Here is a 16,761-nt window from a genome sequence, read left to right on the forward strand (position 1 = left end):
GCGGTGCGGCTCAGCCGTGGTCGCGTCGCCGTTCGATCAGTCGGTCGATGTCGCGGACGGTGCCGGCGTCCTGGAGTTCGTCCTCGCTGATCTCCAGCCCGAACCGGTCGAGGAGGATCACGGACAGCTCCACGAGCGTGATCGAGTCGAAACCCGCGTCCTCGAGGCTGAGCTCGGGGTGCACGGCGGCCTCCTCCAGCCCCAGATCGTCGAGCAGGATGCTTCTAAGCTCCTCGTTCACGGCGGCGTCCTTCCACGAGATCGGATTCGTCGTCGACGACGATCAGTGCGCCGCTGTGGTACCGGTCCCGACAGGTGCGGCGCTGGAGTTTTCCGCTCGTCGTCTTGGGCATGGTGCCGCGGCGCAGGAAGACGACGTCGTGCACGTGGATGTCGTGCTGTGCCGCGACGACGCGGCGCACCGCGGCGCGCAGTCCGCGGAGGTCAGTGGCCGCCTCCGGCCGGATCTCGGCGACGACGACGACCCGCTCCCGCTCGTCGACGTTGACACCGAACGCGACGACGTTGCCGGTCCGGACGGCGGGCACCTGTTCCTCGACTGTCAACTCAATGTCGCTCGGGTGGTGGTTACGGCCGTCGATGATGATGAGGTCCTTGAGCCGGCCGGCGACGAACAGGCAATTCCCGTGGAAGAAGCCGAGATCGCCGGTACGCAGCCAGCCGTCCTCGCCGTCGAGGGCGGCACCGAAGACCTCCGGCCGGTCGTCCGACCAGTAGCCGGCACAGACGTTGGCGCCGCGTACCCAGATCTCGCCGACGTCCTCCGGCCCCGCGGGCAGTCCGGTCGCCAGATCCACGATCCGTACCTCCTGGTCGACGGGGAGCCCGCAGCCCACCATGGCGACCCCGCGCGGGTCGCGTCCCCGATCCGCCGGACCCGCCCGGCGTGGAGGTCGGCACGGTCGAACGAGCGGACCGGGGGCTCCTGGTCGAGAGGAACGGTGGTCACCACGAACGTCGCCTCCGCGAGGCCGTAGACAGGGGTGTGGGCGGCGGGTCGGAATCCGTACGGTGCGAAGGCTTCGGTGAAGCGGGCCAGCGAGCGGGCCCGCACGGGCTCGGCGCCGTTGCCGGCGTAGACCAGCGGGGACAGGTCCAGTCCGGCGCGCTGCGCCGCGGGGACCCGGTCGACGCACATGTCGAAGCCGAAGTTGGGGCAGAGCATGTGGGTGGCGCGCCGGTCGCTGAGCAGCCGCAGCCAGCGCAGCGGCTCCCGGACGAAGGCCAGCGGGCTCATGTGCAGCACCGGAACCCCGGTCGCCAGCGGCAGGATCACCCCGAACACCAGGCCCAGGTCGTGGAAGAGCGGGCTCCAGCTCACGATCGTGGAGTGCTCGTCGAAGCGGAGACTGGTGCGGCTCTGACCCACCACCGCGGCCATGTTCCGGTGGGTGACCCGGACGCCCGCGGGGTGCCGTGTGGAGCCGGAGGTGTACTGGAGATACGCGGTCTCCGCCGGCTCGCACGGGGCCGGGGTCCACTGGATCGACGGGTCGGGCTCGATGTCGTCGGGGTGGATGATCCGTACCGTGGTCTCGTGGAACGACCGCGGTGCGAGCGCCACCGCGCACCCGCAGTCGTCCATGGCCAGCGCTATCCGGTCGTTGTGGCGATAGGGGCCGGGCGCGGACAGCGGTACCGCGATCACCCCGGCGTAGAGGCAGGCGACGAAGCCGACGACGAAGTCCACGCCGGTCGGGCAGAGGATCGCGGCCCGGTCACCGGGCCGGGCGACCTGCCGCAGGCGCTCGCCGACGGCGCGGACCCGCGCGTCCAACTCCCCGTAGGTCAGGTTCCGGGCTCGTCCCCACGGCTCGGTCGAGTAGTCGACGAACGTCATCGCCACCTGCTCGGGATGCGACTCGGCGCGCTGCCGGACGGCCGTGGTCCAGGCGGTCTCCGACCGGACCCTCACCGCTTGCTCCCTCCGGCGCCGCGGCGGCGTCCCGTCTCGAACATCTGGCTGGCGATGGTACGCAGCAGGATGTTCGACGTGCCCTCGTAGATCTGGCCGATCACGGCGTCCCGATAGAACTTCTCGACCGGGTACGCGGTGCTGAAGCCGTTGCCGCCGAAGGTCTGTACGGCCTGCGACGCCGCCCGGGTGGCCACCTGGGAGGCCAGATACTTCGCCATGGCGCAGCGCGACAGCAGTTCGGGCGCGTGACCGCCCCGGTCGGCGAGCCGGGCCACGTCGTACACGAGCAGCCGCGCCGCTTCGATCTCGGTGGCCACCTGGGCGAGCGGAAGCTGCACGCCCTGGAAGGTGGCGATGGGTTGGCCGAACTGTTCGCGCTCCTCGGCGTACGCCACGGCCGCGTCGAGGGCGCCGGTGGCCAGGCCCACCATCTGCGCGCCGATACCGATCCGGCCGATGTTGAGGGTGTCGATGGCGATGTCGTAGCCGTCGCCCTCCTCCCCCAGCCGGTGGTCCCGGGGAACGCGTACGCCGTCGAAGTGCAGTTCACAGGTCGAGCTCGCCCTGATCCCCAGCTTCTCCTCGTTCGGTCCGACGACCAGCCCTGGTGTGTCACTCGGCACCAGGAAGGCCGTTATGCCGTAGACGCCGTGCTCGGGGGCGGCGTTGGCGAAGACGACGAAGAGGCCGGCCTCGCGGGCGTTGGTGGTCCAGATCTTCCGCCCTTCCAGCACGTAGTCTGTGCCGTCGCGGCGGGCCCGCGACCGCAGCGCGAACGCGTCGCTGCCGGATTCCGGTTCGGTCAGCGCGTAGCCGCCGACGACGTCACGGGCCAGCCGGGGCAGGTGGCGCTCCTGCTGGGCGGAGCTGCCCCACCTGATGAGGGCGGTGTTGACGAGCACGTTCTGTACGTCGACGCAGACCGCCACCGCGGGATCGACCCGGGCGAGCTCGGCGATGGTCAGGGCGCTCATGAAGGTTGAGCCGCCGCCGCCGCCGAAGCGGTCCGGGATCTGGATGCCCATCAGGCCCAGTGCGAAGAGTTCGTCGATCAGCTCGCGGGGCATCCGGGCCTCACGGTCCATCCGCTCCACCTGCGGCCGCAGTCGCTCGTCCGCCCATTTGCGGACGGTGCCGCGCAGTGCTTCCTCTTCGTCCAAGAACAAGGTTTCCATGACAGCGCCCCCTATTGGAATGCGGCGAGCCCCAGCACGGACCGGGCCACCACCAGCTTGTGTATCTCGGTCGTCCCCTCCGCGATCGTCAGCGCCCGGGCGTCGCGGAAGTAGCGTTCGAGCGGGTAGTCCGGCGACAGTCCGTTGGCGCCGTGGATCTGGATCGCCTCCGACGTGACCCGCACCGCCATCTCGGTGGCGTACGCCTTGGCCATCGACGCCTCCCGGTCGGACCGGTGACCCTGCTGCACCGAGGTCAGCGCGCGGTGGATGAGCAGGCGGGAGGCGTCGATCTCGGCGGACATGTGGAAGATCTTGTCCTGGATGAGCTGGAACTCCCCGATCCGTCGGCCGAACTGGCGGCGTCGTCGGGCGTAGGACACCGAGGCCTCCAGCGCAGCGCGGGCGATCCCGAGCGAGACGACGGCAATCCGGCAACGCGCCCACTGCATCGTCCGGAAGATGAGTTGCAGGTTTCCCGGGGAGCCGGCCGGGCCGATGCAGTTCTCCCGTGGCACGCGGCAGTCCTCGAAGACCATCTCCGAGGTCACGAACGCGGTGAGCCCGAGTTTGGGCAGGTCCCTGGTTCGGTAGGGCGACCGGGCGCGTTCGACGATGATCGGCCTGATCTCCTCCGATCCGTCCGCGCCGGCGACCCGGCACAGCACGATCGCGTAGTCGGAGATGTCGGCGTTGGAGATCCAGCGTTTCTGCCCGTTGATGACGTAGTCGTCGCCGTCGGGGACCGCCCGGGTCTCCAGCGCCGCGTTGTTCGAGCCGTGGTCGGGCTCGGTGGAAGCCAGGCAGCCGATGCCCTCGCCGCGCAGCAGCGCCGGCACGGCCCGGTCCCGCAGCTCGGCCGGGCCCGCCGCGGCGATGTACCGGGCGCAGGCGTACGAGATCATCAGGCAGCCCTCGAGCGAGGGGAACACCCGGGCCAGTTCCTCACTGGCCAGCGCCGCCGCCACCTCGTCCTGGGTGTCCTCCATCGGATAGCCGTGCCCGCGCAGCGTCTTGACGATTTCCGGCAGCCGGTCCAGTGGCAGCCGGTCGTCGCCGTGGCGGTCGCCGAGCGGCCGGATGTCCTCCTCCAGGCCCGCGCGCAACGAGGCCAGCTGGTCGTCCGACATCGACGCGTGCCCGTCACCCATGATGGCGACCCCTTCTCTCAGAGTGTCCCGTCGTCGTCTCGGAGCGCCCCCTCCAGGCGCTTGAGTTCGGCGGACACGGCTTCGGCGAACAGGCCCGGCGACGAGTCGAGGAAGAAGTGGCCACCGGGCAGGGTGGTGGCCGAGAACTCAGCCGTCGTCTGCTCGCCCCAGGCCTCCAGCGCGGGTAACGGCACCGTCCAGTCCTCGCTGCCGCCGAAGGCCGCGATCGGGCAGTCGAGTGGGCTGCCCCGCTCGTGTGCGTAGGTCTCGTCCAGGCCCAGATCCGCCCGGAGGACGGGGAGCATCACATCGACCAGTTCCTCGTCGTCGAGCAGGTCGTTGTGCCGGCCGGCCAGCCGGTGCAGCCCGTCGACCAGCTCGGCCCGGGACAGCTCGTGCAGCGGGGTCCGCTCCGACCGCAGGTGCGGAGCCCGGGCCGCGGCGGCGAACAGAGCCGTCGGCCCGGGCCATCCCCGCCGGGCGAACTCGCGCCCGGTCTCGAAGCCGATCAACGCGCCCACGCTGTAGCCGAGCAGGACGAACGGTCGGGGAACCCGCTCGGCGATGACGTCGGTGAGCTGGTCGACGAGCGGCTCCAGGCGGGTCATCGGTGTCTCCCCGAGCCGGCGGCCATGCCCGGGCAGCTCGATGGCGCACACCTCGACGTCGCCGGGGAGATCCGCCGCCAGCCGCCGGAAGACCGACGCCCTCCCGCCGGAATAGGGCAGGCAGACCAGTCGCAGGCCGGCATCCGGTTTCGGACGTGGGTACTGGATCCAGCGCTGGCGATGCGGATTCCGTTCCGGTGTCTCCGGCATGGGACCCTATGCCTCGCCGAACTGCTCGACGAAGCGGGCAAGGGCCTCCTCGGGGATCAGCACCCCGTCGCACTGCGGAGGGCCGCCCACGTAGCCGTTGCTGCGCAGGACCTCCAGGTGGCGCTGGGCCCGCTGCGGGTCGGACGGTCCGGTCACCGGCCCGATGCCCTCCTGGGCGACGAGTACGTTGGACAACACCGAGCTGGTGATCTGGGTGATGCTGTAGGCGTCCGGCGTGTTGGCGGCGAACCACTCCACGCCCTCCTCGCCGGCCAGGTCGTACATGAGCGGCGGCCAACCGAAGATCTTCCGCATCGGGGTGGCGCACTCGATCACGTCGCCCTGGCCGAACAGCAGGTCCGCCTTCTCCTGGATCCGGGCCATCGCCACGTCCCGGTCGTAGCAGGGCGGGATCGAGTCGTCGACCAGCATGGTGCCGGGCCTGAGCTTGCCGATGTCGACGATGTCGGGGGCGTTGGTGTCCGCGCTGATCACGGTCGCCTCGTAGAACTTGTCCGGCAGCGACGAGGTGCCGCCGATGATCTCGATCTCGCCCTGGTAGCCGAGCACGTCGCGTACCTCGTCGGCGGCCTTGCGGAGCCGGCTCGGGATCCCGGCCGCGGGGCCGCGGGGGCTGTCCCCCGTCGCGGCGTACGGGTCGCAGAGGACGAGCTTGCGGGGGTGCGGCAGGGTGCTCAGCAGCAGGTGCATGGACGCCTTACCCACCGAGCCGACGCCGAGGATGCCCAGCACCTCGTTCTCCATGCTGCGCCCGGTCATCTGCAGCATCCGCTCCACGTTGAGCACGACGGCAGCGGAGGTGGTGTCGTGGCCGCTGGTGACCGGCGGAAGGTCCTGGCGGCCCTCGACGGCCTCGGCGACCCCGCGAGCGTAGTTGGTCGCCGTCACCAGCAGTCCGCTCAGCGAGATGTTCTTCGCGCCGAGCCGGGTGCCCATCTCGACCCCACTCATGATCGTCTCGACCAGTCGCTCCTGGTTGAGGTACAGCTCGGCGGTGTCGAGGCGCGGGATCATGATCGTGGCGATGCGGCCCAGGTTGGTGTCGATGATGCCGCACAGGTGCGGGGCGTCCAGCTCCATCAGCCGGTGCGCGACGTCGCCGGGCTCGATGCCCGCCCGTTCGAACAGGCCCGCCGGCGTGGCCAGCACGCCGGCGCCGTCCACCTGCGGGATCTTGCCGGTCACGTAGAGCGTCAGCAGGTCGCGCCGCTCGGTGGTGACGCTGCCCTCGATGACCTCGGCGGCCTTCTCACCCTCGTCGGTCTGCTCGTCCTGGCCCGTGTCGTCGCCCTTGGTGAGCGCGGCCGACAGGTCGGCGATCGTGGGGTGGGCGAACAGGTACCGGACCCCGAGCTGCTTGCCGACCGTGCCGGAGATCTTCGACACGAGGTTCACCGCCTGCAGCGAGTCGTCGCTGAGGTCGAAGAAGTTGTCGTGGACGCCCACCCGGTCGAGTCCGAGCACGTCGCACCAGTGCTGACTCAGCTGCTCCTCCAGCGGAGTGCGGGGCGCGACGGCCCGCGGGCGGCGTCGAGCTCGGGAATGTTCGACTCGGCCAGGGCCTTGCGGTCGATCTTGCCGTTCGCGGTGAGCGGCAGGTCGTCGCGCAGGATCACCGTCTTGGGAACCATGTACTCGGGCAGCTTGTCCCGGATGAAGGTCCGCAGTTCGCCCGTCTCCGGCCGCTTGTCGCCGGCCGTGACCACGTACGCCACCAGGCGCTTGCTGTCGCTGTGGTCGTCCACGGCCAGCACGACCGCTTCGCGTACCGCCTCGTGCTCGTGGATGACGCTCTCGATCTCGCCGAGTTCGATCCGGTAGCCGCCGATTTTCACTTGGAAGTCCTCCCTACCGAGAATTTCGATGCTGCCGTCGGGAAGTCGCCGTCCGATGTCCCCGGTGCGGTACAGGCGCTCGCCGGTCCCTGGGTGGGTGATGAAGGCGGCGTCCGTCGCCTCCTTGTCGTGCCAGTAGCCGTCGGCCACGCCGGTGCCGCCGATGTAGAGGTCGCCCGGGACCCAGATCGGACGTACGTCGAGATCCCGGTCGAAGACGTGGACCTGCTGGTTGGCCAGCGGCTTGCCGTACGGGATGCTGGTCCAGGCCGGGTCCACGGCACCGATCTCGTACCCGATCGACCAGATCGAGGCCTCGGTCGCGCCGCCGAGGCTGATCACCTTCACGTCGGGCACCAGCCGGCGCAGCCGGTCCGGCAGGGTGACCGGGATCCAGTCCCCGCTGAGCAGCGCCAGCCGGAGCGAGCCGGGGATGTCCAGCCCGACGTTCTCGGCGTACTGGACCAGCAGGCTCATGAAGCCGGGGACGGAGTTCCAGACCGTGACGCGTCCCTGCCGCATCATGTCGAGCCAGTGCGCCGGGTCGCGCAGCCCGGAGTCGTCGGGCAGTACGAGCCGCGCGCCGGCGGCGAGCGTGCCGAACACGTCGTAGACCGAGAGGTCGAAGCCGAGCGAGGAGAGGCCGAACACGGCGTCGTCCGGGCCGACCTGGAACCGCTGGTTGATATCGGTGATCGTGTTGAGGGCGCTCCGGTGGGAGATCATCACGCCCTTCGGCACGCCAGTGGAGCCCGAGGTGTAGATGACGTACGCCAGGTCCTCCGGGCGTTGGACGGGTGCGAGGGGCGCTTCGGAAACCTCCTTCAGCAGCCGGGTGTCCACGGCCAGGCGGCGGATGTCGTCGGGCCAGTCGAGGCGCCGGTCGACGCCCTCCTGGGTGAGCACGATCCGCACGCCGGCGGCCCTGAGGATGCGGTGCAGCCGCTCGCGTGGCAGCGAGGCGTCCAGTGGCAGGTACGCCGCCCCGGACTTGAGCACCCCGAGCACCGCGGGTAGCTGCGCCCAGCCCTTGTCCATCACGACGGCTACCAGGGTGTTGGGACGTGCACCCTGGTCGCGTAGCCAGCGGGCGAGGCGGGTGGCGTGCCGGTCGAGTTCCCGGTAGGTGATCGTCCTGGCCGTCGACACGAGGGCCGGCTCGTCCGGCCGCTCGGCCGCCTGCGCCTCGAACGGCTCGTGCAGCAGTCCGGCGGGCACCGGCGTGGCGGTGTCGTTCGCCTCGGCCTGCAACGCCCGGTGCGCCACGGGCACGATGTGCCGTCGGCCGCGCTCCTCCCAGCCGCCCGGTTCCTCGGCGAGCCGGCGTACGTGCCGCACGAAGGCGTCAAGCATGTCCTCGGCGAGACCGGGTGGGAAGACCGAGTCCAGGACGTCCCAGGTGAACTCGAGTCCGCCCTGCCGCACGGCGCTGCGTACCTCCAGGTAGACCTGGGGGGTCTGGCTGACGCTGTAACCGAGTTCGCCGAGCCCCGACATGTCGACGCTGCTCATCTCGACGCTGTTGAACACGACGTAGGTGTTGCGGCGCGGGGCACCGCCGTACGCCTTCGCCAGTTCGCGCATCACCTGGACCCCGCTGACGTAGCGGCAGTGCTGGAGGTCCTCGATGAGCTGCGCCTGGAGACGCCGGGCGCGTTCGAGGAAGGTGGCCCCGCCCGACGGGAGGACGCGCAGGTGGTTCGGCAGGGCGAAGCTGCCGATGATCGAGTTGACGTCGTCATGTACCGGCAGCCGGTCCCAGAACGGCGCGTTGATGCTGAATTCCTCGGTCTTGCTCCACAGCGCGGCAACGTCGCAGAACGCGGTCAGCAGCGCGGCGCCGGGCATCAGGCCGGCCTCCTGCACCCGCGCCTTGAACCGGTTCCACGGCTCCGGTTCCAGGATCCGGGCGGTCAACGCCTTCGACACCGGTGCTCCGGTGCGGGCCACCTGGATGGGCAGCTCGGGCGGTGGGGGAAGCGTCGGCAGTCGCCGTCGCCAGTAGTCGAGGGCCCGCTCATAGATGGGCGACCCCGTCAACGCCGCCTTGGCCACCACGTAGTCGCGGGTGCTCAGCTCGATCGGCGGAAGTTCCTCGCCCACGTTGAGCTGTGAGAGTTCCCGCAGGATCTGCATCAGGCTCAGCGAGTCCGAGACCAGCAGGCTGAAGCCGTAGTGCAGTCGCGTGCGGTCGTCGTCCAACAGGGTCGCCCGGATCCGGAACAGCGGCCACTGGTCCCGGACGAACATCTCGCCCGGCATCTCGCGGCGGAACGTCTCGAGCCGTTCGGTCACCTCGGCGGCCGGTCGGCCGCGCAGGTCGAGCACCTCTATGTCGTATTCGGGTACCTCCGGCAGGATCTGGTTCTGCCCGTCGGGAAGCACGATGGCGCGCAGCATCGCGTGCCGGCGGATCAGGTGCCGCCAGGACTCGGTGAAGTGGTCCAGGTCGAGTCCGACGGTGTCGATCTCGATGTAGCCGTTGCCGGCCAGGTTGCCGATCTCGAACGCGTCGCGTCCACCGGCCCAGATGGCCTGCTGCATGTCGGTGAGCGGAAACGGTTCGTACAGCTTCTCCGGCGCCGGGACGATCTTCGGGATGGCCGTCGGGCGGTCCGCGGCGCGCTCCCGGACCAGGGTGAGCAGTTCGGCCTTGTTCTCCTTGAGCGCGGCGCGCAGTTCGTCGGTGAGGGCGTTCCTGGGGGCGCGGACGCGGAGTTCGTCCCCGTCGGCCCAGAGCATCACGCCTCGCCGGGAGAGATCCGCGGCCAGTTCCTGCACGGTTCCCATCGCATACTCCTCCAGCTGATGTCAGAGAATTTCGAACTCTTCCCAGGCCGCTATGTCTGAGCCCGCGTCGGTCGGTGGCGCGGCACCGGCCGTGGTGCCCGCTTCGGCGTCGGCCAGCATTCGCTCGGCGAGTTGCCGCACGCTGGCGCCCTCGAGGGCGGCGGTCAGCGGCAGCGTGAGACCAAGCTCCACCTCGACCCGGCTCTTCATCCCGACCGCGACCAGGGAATCCAGGCCGACCTCGGTGAGCGGCTGGTCGATGTCGAGCTGCTCGGGTTTCATCTCCAACGCCCGCGCGACCGCACCGTGCAGGTAGGACTCCAGCAGCTCGCGCCGATGCGCCGGGTCGGCGGCGAACAGCTCGTCGACGGTGAGGGGGCCGCGGGCGGCCTCGACGACGGCTGGTTCCGGTGCGGCGGCGGCCACCAGCTCGGAGATCAGCGGAGCCGGGGGCGCTGCCGCCGCCCAGCGCTGCCAGTCGACGAGCGCCGCGGCGACCTGCGGCGCGTCGACGCCGAGCAGCGGGCCCAGCCAGCTGATGCCGCTGGCCGGCGCGATGCCGCTCACCCCGGCGCGCTCGACGAACCGGCCGACGCCATCGGGCGTCACGGAGAGCCCGGTGTTCTCCCACGCGCCCCAGGCGATGCTCAGCGCCGGGCGGCCCTGCCCGCTCCGCAGCGCGGCGAGTGCGTCCAGGAAGGTGTTGGCCGCCGCATAGTTTCCCTGCCCCGGCGAGCCGACCAGCCCGGCGAGCGAGGAGAACAGCACGAAGAAGTCCAAGGCCAGGTCGGCCGTTGCGGTGTGCAGGTTCCACGACCCGGCGACCTTGGGTTCGAGGACGGTCAGCAGGCGCTGCGGATCGAGGGTGCGGAGGGTGGCATCGTCGAGGACACCGGCCGCGTGCACGACCCCCCGGAGCGGCGGCATCGATGTCGCCGCGTCGGTGAGGACCCGGGTGAGCGCCGACTCGTCGCTGACGTCGGCCCGCGCCACCCGGACCTCGACGCCCGCGTCGCGCAGCGTCCGCACCACCCGCCCGGCGTCGTCGCCAGGATCCCGGCGGCCGATCAGCAGGAGATGCCGTGCGCCGTGGTCCACCAGCCAGCGCGCCGTGAGCAGGCCCAGCGCACCGAGCCCGCCGGTGACGAGGTAGGTGCCGTCCGGGCGGACGGCCTCGGCGGGTACGGCCCGTGGCGCCGTCCGGCGGACCAGCCGCGCCACGTGCCGGGTGTCGCCCCGGAGCGCGACCTGGGTCTCCGGGTCGTCCGCCCGCACCTCGTCAGCGATCCACCGCGCGACCGCCGGGTCCGGGGCGGGACCGAGGTCCACCAGGGTCGGCCGCAGCTCGGGGTGTTCGACGGCGGCGACCCGGCCGAGTCCCCAGACCGGCGCGTGGCGCACCGACGTGGCGGGCGCCGATCCGTCGATGCCGTGCACGCCGGCGGTCAGCAGCCACAGGCGCGCGTCCTCGCCCGCCGGTGCGCCCTCGGTCAGGGCCTGGATCAGGAGCAGCACGGTGACGACGCCCCGCTGTTGCGCGGCGCGCAGCGGGTCCGGGTCGTCTCCCGTCGCCTCGTCAAGGCTCCACAGCTGGACCACACCCCGCAGCGCGCCCACCCGCCCGCGCGCCGCGTCGACCGCCCGGCGGATGTCGTCGCCGTGCCCGGGGCGGACCACGATCTGGTCGGGGTCAGAGTCGTCGAAGCCGGCGCCGGCGGTCACCCGCACGGTCCGGTGCCCGTCCTCGCGGAGCCGGGTGGCCAGCGCGGCACCGACGCCGCGGTCGTCGACGAAGATCAGCCAGCCGCCGGTGCGCTGGGACCGGCCGGCCGCGGCGCGGTCGCGGGGTTGCCAGCGCACCTGGTAGAGCGCCCGGTCGAGGGCGAGCGGCGCGGGCAGCCAGGCGTCGTTGTCGAGTCGTCTGATGTGGACGCCCTCGAGTACGGCGACTGTCGTTCCGGCGTCGTCGGTCAGTCGGATGTCTCCGACCACGCTGGCGTCGTGCTGCGTACGGATGCGGGCGTGGGCCCAGAGGCGGTCCTGATGACCGGTCCCGAGCGGTCGGGCGACCATGCGGTCGACCGCCAGCGGCACGTAGGGGCGCCGGTCGTCGGTCTCGACGTCGAGGGCGGCGATCAGGGTGTGCAGGGCGGCGTCGAGGAACACCGGGTGGATGCCGTAGTCGCCCGTCTCGGCCGCCATCTCCGCCGGTGGGACGAGGGCGGCGAGGGCCTCCCGCTCACCCCGGGTCAGCTGGTCGACCGCCTGGAACGCCGGGCCGTACTCGAGCCCCCGCGCCCGCAGGATCCGGTAGAGGTCGGCCGGTTCGACCGGGTCCGGGCAGCGGGTGCGGGCGGCGGCCAGGTCCAGCGCCGGCAGGTCGGCCCCGTCCGACGCGCCGGCCGCGGCAGTGCCGGTGAGGTGCTGGGTCCACTCGGCGTCGTCCGCCGTCCGGGCGTACGCCCGGACGGTGGCGACGCCGTCCTCGGTGGCGGTCATCCGCAGCTGGACCGTGGCCGTGCCGGTGTCGTCGAGTGCGAGCATGCGGGGGAACTCGACAGCGGTGAGCACTGTGGACGTGGTGCCGAACAGCTGCGCGGCGGCCGCCCGGGTCATCTCGAGCCAGGCGGCACCGGGTAGCACGGCGACGCCCTGGACCCGGTGGTCGTCGAGGACGGTCTGGCCGGCCACGGTGAGGGTGCTGTCCCAGACGTGGCTGCCGGCTTCGCCGGCGAGCTGCAGGCGGGCACCGAGCAGCGGGTTGCCGCCGGCCTGACCGGACGGCCTCGGCTGGGTTGCCGTGGCGGGCAGCCAACAACGTTCACGCTGCCAGGGATAGCTGGGCAGCGGTACCGGCGGGCGGGCTTCGGGATGCAGCGCGGTCCAGGCCGGCTCGTAGCCGACGGCGTACAGGGCGGCGAGCGAGGTCAGCAGGACCTCCCGCGGTGGTTCGTCGCGACGCAACGACGGCACGAGCCTCAGCTGCCCCACACGGCTCTGCGCGTTCTGCGCGATCGCGGGCAGCAGGCCCGGGTGCGGCGACAGCTCGACGAACACGTCGTGGCTGTCGTCGAGGAGTCCGTCGACGGCCGCCGCGAAGAGCACCGGGTTGCGGATGTTCTCGGCCCAGTACCGGCCGTCGAGGGCGTCGGCGTCGACCGGGTGGCCGGTGACCGTGGAGTACATCGGCAGGTTCGGCGCGGACGGTCGCAGCTCGGTGAGGTGGCCGGCGAGCTCATCCACCAGGGGTTCCATCTGCGGGCTGTGCGAGGCGAAGTCGACCGACTGCAGGATCCGGACGAAGGTTCCGGCCCGCTGCAACCGGGCCGTGACCTCCTCGACGGCGTCGGCGTCCCCGGAGATCACCGTCGAGGTGGGCGCGTTGACCGCCGCCACCGAGACGCGGTCGTCCAGGCCGTTGAGCTCGGCGCGGACGGCCTCGGCGGGCAGTTCGACGACGGCCATCCGGCCGCGGCCGGCGACCGTGCGGACGACCTGGCCGCGCCGGCAGATGACGCGGACGGCGTCGGGCAGGCTGAGTACGCCGGCCAGGTGTGCCGCCGCCACCTCCCCCATGCTGTGGCCGACCACGGCGTCCGGCACGATGCCTCGGGACCTCCACAGGTTGGCCAGCGCGACCTGGACGGCGAACAGGGCGGGTTGGCAGAAGTCGGCCTCGTCGAGGCGGCTCGTGTGCTCGTCGGCCCAGAGCTGGTCGAGCAGCGACCAGCCGGCCTCGGCCCGGATCAGGCGATCGCATTCGGTCAGGGTCGCCAGCAGCGCCGGCTCGTCGCGCAGCGTCGGGTCCAGTGGCCACCAGACCGGGCCCTGTCCCGGGCAGACGAAGGCGACCCGGTGGTGACGGCGGCGGGCCGCGTCGCCGGAGACCATGCCAGGGCTGGGATCGCCGGCCAGGAAGGCCCGCAGCTGCTGCGCGGCGCGGTCGTGGGAGTCGGCGACGAGCGCCAGGCGGTGGCGGTGGTGTGCACGGCGCCTGGCGGCGGTGTGGGCCAGGTCGGTGAGCTCGGGAGGGCTGTCCTCGTCTCCGCTGAGGAGGTCGAGGTAGCGCTCCGCGGTCTGCCGCAGTGCCTGCGGGCTGCGGGCGGAGAGCGGCAGCAGGACGGTCCCGTCCTGGCGCGGCCGCTCGGGTCCGGTCTCGACGCCGCCGGGTGCCTCCTCGAGGACGAGGTGGGCGCAGGTCCCGCCGAAGCCGAACGAGCTGACTCCCGCCCGGGCCGGACCGTCGTGCTCCGGCCACGGCTCGCTGGCCACCGGAATCCGCAGCCCCAGCCCGTCGAAGTCGACCTGCGGGTTGGGTTTCTGGACATGCAGGCTCGCCGGGATCTGGCGGTGCTCGAGCATCAGCACCGTCTTGATCACGCCGGCGATTCCGGCGGCCGCCTCCAGATGGCCGATGTTCGATTTGACCGATCCGATCACGCACTGTCGCCCGGGTGGGCGGTGGCGACCCACCACGCTGCCCAGGGCCTGCGCCTCCATCTGGTCGCCGAGCAGCGTCCCGGTGCCGTGCGCCTCGACGTAGTCGATGTCGGCCGGCGCGACGCCGCTGTGCTGGTGCGCGGCGCGCAGAAGATCCTCCTGCGCCCGCCCGTTCGGTGCCATCAGCCCGTTGGTGCGGCCGTCCTGCCGGACCGCGCCGCCCCTGATCACCGCCCGGATCCGGTCGTTGTCGGCGAGCGCCCGCGCCAGGGTCTTGACCACCACGACGCCCGCACCCTCACCGCGCACGTAGCCGTCGGCGGAGGCGTCGAAGGTCTTGCAGCGCCCGTCGGCGGCAAGGACGCCGGCCTTGGTCAGGTTGATTCCGAAGGCGGGTGACAGGATCGCGTTCACGCCGCCGACGATCGCCAGCGGCGACTGCCCGGTCCACAGGCTTTCGCACGCGGCGTGCAGGGCCACCAGCGACGATGAGCAGGCCGTGTCGACCACGAGGCTCGGACCGCGCAGGTCGAGCTGGTAGGAGATCCGGTTGGCGGCCACGCTGAGGGCGATGCCCGTTCCGTAGTAGGCGTCGATGCCGTCGAGCCGGGGTGCCTGCAGCAGGGCGTAGTCGTAGCTGCTGACGCCGACGAACACGCCGGTGCCGCTGCCGTTGAGCGCGGTGGGCACCTGGCCCGCGTCCTCCAGCGCCTCCCAGGCGACCTCGAGCAGCAGCCGCTGCTGCGGGTCGATGGCGCTCGCCTCTCGGGGTGAGATGCCGAAGAACTCGCGGTCGAAGCGGTCGACGTCGTCCAGGAAGCCGCCCCAGCGGCTGATCATCTTTCCCGGGGCAGCGGGGTCGCTGTCGTAGAAGTCGTCGGCGTTCCACCGGTCGGCGGGTACCGCCTGGATCGCGTCCTCACCGTCGAGCAGCAGCCGCCAGAACTCGTCAGGTCCGTCGGCATGCGGAAAGCGGCACCCCATACCGATGATTGCGATGGGCTCCATGCGACGCTTGCTCCCTGTCCGGTCGTCATTCGTCATGCGGACCCGCGCTGATTCCGGCTACGTGTTCGGCCAGTGCGGAGATGGTGGGGTACTCCCACGTCAGCGTCTCGGACAGCGTGACACCCAGCATTTTTGCGAGGTCGCCGACCAATGCGACGCTGGCGGCCGACGTGAGGCCATTGGCAATGAATGACGCGTCTACGTCAATCTCTTCCGGGTCGATGTCTTGTCGAATAGCGATCTGCTTGACCAGCCAGTCCTCTATCCCTCGGCCGGCGGACATCGCCGATGGCACGGCAGCTCACCTTCCGTGTGGCGGACATTTTGAACGGGTCGCGACTTGAATTTCGCAAGCTCGGCCGGCGTGAACAAGCCCCGAGGGAGCGGACGACAATCCGTTCTCAGGTGCGCACCATGGTGCGCACCCCAGATACCCGGCAGCCCATCGGGAAGCGGTTAGCATCGAAGACCCGGGTGATTCTCGTCGAGCCTCCGGCTTAAGGAGTGCCATGGCACAAACAACCGATGAGCGCGGAACCGGCGCAATTCTGTGCGGGCTGGGTGTCTGTCTGCCCGAACGGGAGGTCGGGAACGACGAGCTGGGCGCGCGGCTCGGCGTGAGCGACGACTGGATCGCGCAGCGTACCGGGATCCGGCGACGCCGCGTCGCGGCTCCCGGGGTCAGCACGGGCGACCTCGCCGCCGCGGCCGGGCGCCGGGCACTGGAGGCGGCCGGCACCACCCGGGTGCAGGCGGTGGTCCTGGCCACGACGACGCCGGACCACCTCATCCCCGGTACGGCGCCCTGGGTGGCCGCCCGCCTCGGCCTGGACGGCGTCGCCGCCTTCGACGTCAACGCGGGCTGCAGCGGCTTCCTCTATGGGCTCGTTGTCGCCCAGGGTCTGCTCAGCGTCGGTGTCGCCGAGCGGGTGCTGCTGGTCAGCGCGGACATCATCACCCGGGTGGCCGACCCCGATGACCCACGGACCACCCCACTGTTCGGTGACGGCGCGGGTGCCGTGGTCCTGCGCCGTGGCGCACCGGAGGAGAGCGGCGCGCTCGGACCGTTCGATCTGGGTAGCGACGGGGCCAACAGCGAGGTGGTGCACATCCCGGGCGGCGGAGCCCGGCACCGCGCCGCGCCCGGAGACCGGGCTCCGTTCCTCACCATGGCCGGCCGGGAGCTGTTCCGGCACGCCGTGCACCGGATGCAGGCCTCGTCCCGGCGCGCGGTCGAGCGGGCCGGCTGGGCGCTCACCGAGATCGACGCGGTCGCCCCGCACCAGGCCAACCAGCGCATCTCCGCGGGCGTCGCGCGCGGTCTCGGCATCCCCGAGCAGCGGGTGCTGTCCAACATCGCCGAGGTGGGCAACACCTCGGCCGCGTCCATTCCGCTCGTGCTGCACCACGCCGTGCACACGGGCGCGCTCAAGCCGGGCATGCGGGTGCTGCTGACCGCGTTCGGCGGTGGGCTGGCCTGGGCGTCCACCACCCTGGTCTGGCCGGACATGACGGTGCCCGGCCCCGCGCCGGAACCGGCCGGCTGAGGGCGCGGATCCGCGGCCACGGCCGGCTGAGGGCGCG

General features: G+C 71.5%; 11 protein-coding genes and 2 pseudogenes. 1 reads left to right on the forward strand and 12 read right to left on the reverse strand.

The genetic code is table 11. The features are described 5' to 3' along the window. Positions 1 to 10: 10 nt before the first annotated feature. From JM949_RS01905 to JM949_RS01950, 12 genes and pseudogenes are all read right to left on the reverse strand, one after another. Entirely contained in the window at positions 11 to 241 is a 231-nt protein-coding gene (locus tag JM949_RS01905) for an acyl carrier protein (protein WP_203146730.1), read from the reverse strand. Further along, a complete protein-coding gene (locus JM949_RS01910; RefSeq protein ID WP_203146762.1) occupies positions 225 to 566 on the reverse strand; it encodes a hypothetical protein in 342 nt (113 codons plus the stop codon). Before JM949_RS01910 ends, JM949_RS01905 begins: the two co-directional genes overlap by 17 nt. Then, positions 563 to 1,936, reverse strand: coding sequence for an AMP-binding protein (locus tag JM949_RS01915; RefSeq protein WP_203146731.1), 1,374 nt, complete (start codon positions 1,934 to 1,936; stop codon positions 563 to 565). Before JM949_RS01915 ends, JM949_RS01910 begins: the two co-directional genes overlap by 4 nt. Then, positions 1,933 to 3,114: an acyl-CoA dehydrogenase family protein gene (locus JM949_RS01920; protein WP_203146732.1), complete on the reverse strand. Its 1,182-nt coding sequence runs from the start codon at positions 3,112 to 3,114 to the stop codon at positions 1,933 to 1,935. Before JM949_RS01920 ends, JM949_RS01915 begins: the two co-directional genes overlap by 4 nt. Positions 3,115 to 3,125: 11 nt before the next feature. Continuing rightward, a complete protein-coding gene (locus JM949_RS01925) occupies positions 3,126 to 4,265 on the reverse strand; it encodes an acyl-CoA dehydrogenase family protein (RefSeq protein WP_203146733.1) in 1,140 nt (379 codons plus the stop codon). Between the two features lie 17 nt (positions 4,266 to 4,282). Then, on the reverse strand, positions 4,283 to 5,083 hold the full coding sequence (locus JM949_RS01930; RefSeq protein ID WP_203146734.1) for a thioesterase II family protein: 801 nt from the start codon (positions 5,081 to 5,083) through the stop codon (positions 4,283 to 4,285). Positions 5,084 to 5,089: 6 nt separating this feature from the next. Next, positions 5,090 to 6,568 carry a phosphopantetheine-binding protein gene (locus JM949_RS01935; RefSeq protein WP_203146735.1) on the reverse strand — a complete coding sequence of 493 codons (1,479 nt, stop codon included), beginning with the start codon at positions 6,566 to 6,568 and terminating at the stop codon, positions 5,090 to 5,092. A gap of 17 nt (positions 6,569 to 6,585) precedes the next feature. Further along, positions 6,586 to 6,939 (reverse strand): AMP-binding enzyme, encoded by a 354-nt coding sequence (locus JM949_RS40140; RefSeq protein WP_456320229.1) that lies wholly within the window; start codon positions 6,937 to 6,939, stop codon positions 6,586 to 6,588. Then, positions 6,916 to 8,277, reverse strand: a pseudogene (locus tag JM949_RS40145) (amino acid adenylation domain-containing protein); the annotation flags it as partial. The pseudogene JM949_RS40145 and the gene JM949_RS40140, both read right to left, overlap by 24 nt. Then, positions 8,257 to 9,729 (reverse strand): annotated as a pseudogene (locus JM949_RS40150) (condensation domain-containing protein); the annotation flags it as partial. The pseudogenes JM949_RS40145 and JM949_RS40150, both read right to left, overlap by 21 nt. Before the next feature lie 21 nt (positions 9,730 to 9,750). Then, on the reverse strand, positions 9,751 to 15,177 hold the full coding sequence (locus tag JM949_RS01945; protein WP_203146737.1) for a type I polyketide synthase: 5,427 nt from the start codon (positions 15,175 to 15,177) through the stop codon (positions 9,751 to 9,753). A 25-nt stretch (positions 15,178 to 15,202) separates the two neighbouring features. Continuing rightward, the gene (locus tag JM949_RS01950; RefSeq protein ID WP_203146738.1) at positions 15,203 to 15,472 is read right to left on the reverse strand and encodes an acyl carrier protein; all 270 of its coding nucleotides are present in this window, start codon (positions 15,470 to 15,472) and stop codon (positions 15,203 to 15,205) included. A 214-nt stretch (positions 15,473 to 15,686) separates the two neighbouring features. Here JM949_RS01950 and JM949_RS01955 point away from each other — a divergent pair, with 214 nt between their 5' ends. Next, on the forward strand, positions 15,687 to 16,724 hold the full coding sequence (locus tag JM949_RS01955; protein WP_203146739.1) for a beta-ketoacyl-ACP synthase 3: 1,038 nt from the start codon (positions 15,687 to 15,689) through the stop codon (positions 16,722 to 16,724). Positions 16,725 to 16,761: the final 37 nt, after the last annotated feature.

The organism is Micromonospora tarensis, from assembly GCF_016803395.1.
GTDB classification, from domain to species: Bacteria; Actinomycetota; Actinomycetes; order Mycobacteriales; family Micromonosporaceae; genus Micromonospora; species Micromonospora tarensis.

Bases quoted from the DNA above. Each gene is read 5' to 3' on its own strand.
- JM949_RS01920 (WP_203146732.1), bottom strand. From the start codon at position 3,114: ATGGAAACCTTGTTCTTGGACGAAGAGGAAGCACTGCGCGGCACCGTC.
- JM949_RS01925 (WP_203146733.1), bottom strand. From the start codon at position 4,265: ATGGGTGACGGGCACGCGTCGATGTCGGACGACCAGCTGGCCTCGTTG.
- JM949_RS01930 (WP_203146734.1), bottom strand. From the start codon at position 5,083: ATGCCGGAGACACCGGAACGGAATCCGCATCGCCAGCGCTGGATCCAG.
- JM949_RS01945 (WP_203146737.1), bottom strand. From the start codon at position 15,177: ATGGAGCCCATCGCAATCATCGGTATGGGGTGCCGCTTTCCGCATGCC.
- JM949_RS01955 (WP_203146739.1), top strand. From the start codon at position 15,687: ATGGCACAAACAACCGATGAGCGCGGAACCGGCGCAATTCTGTGCGGG.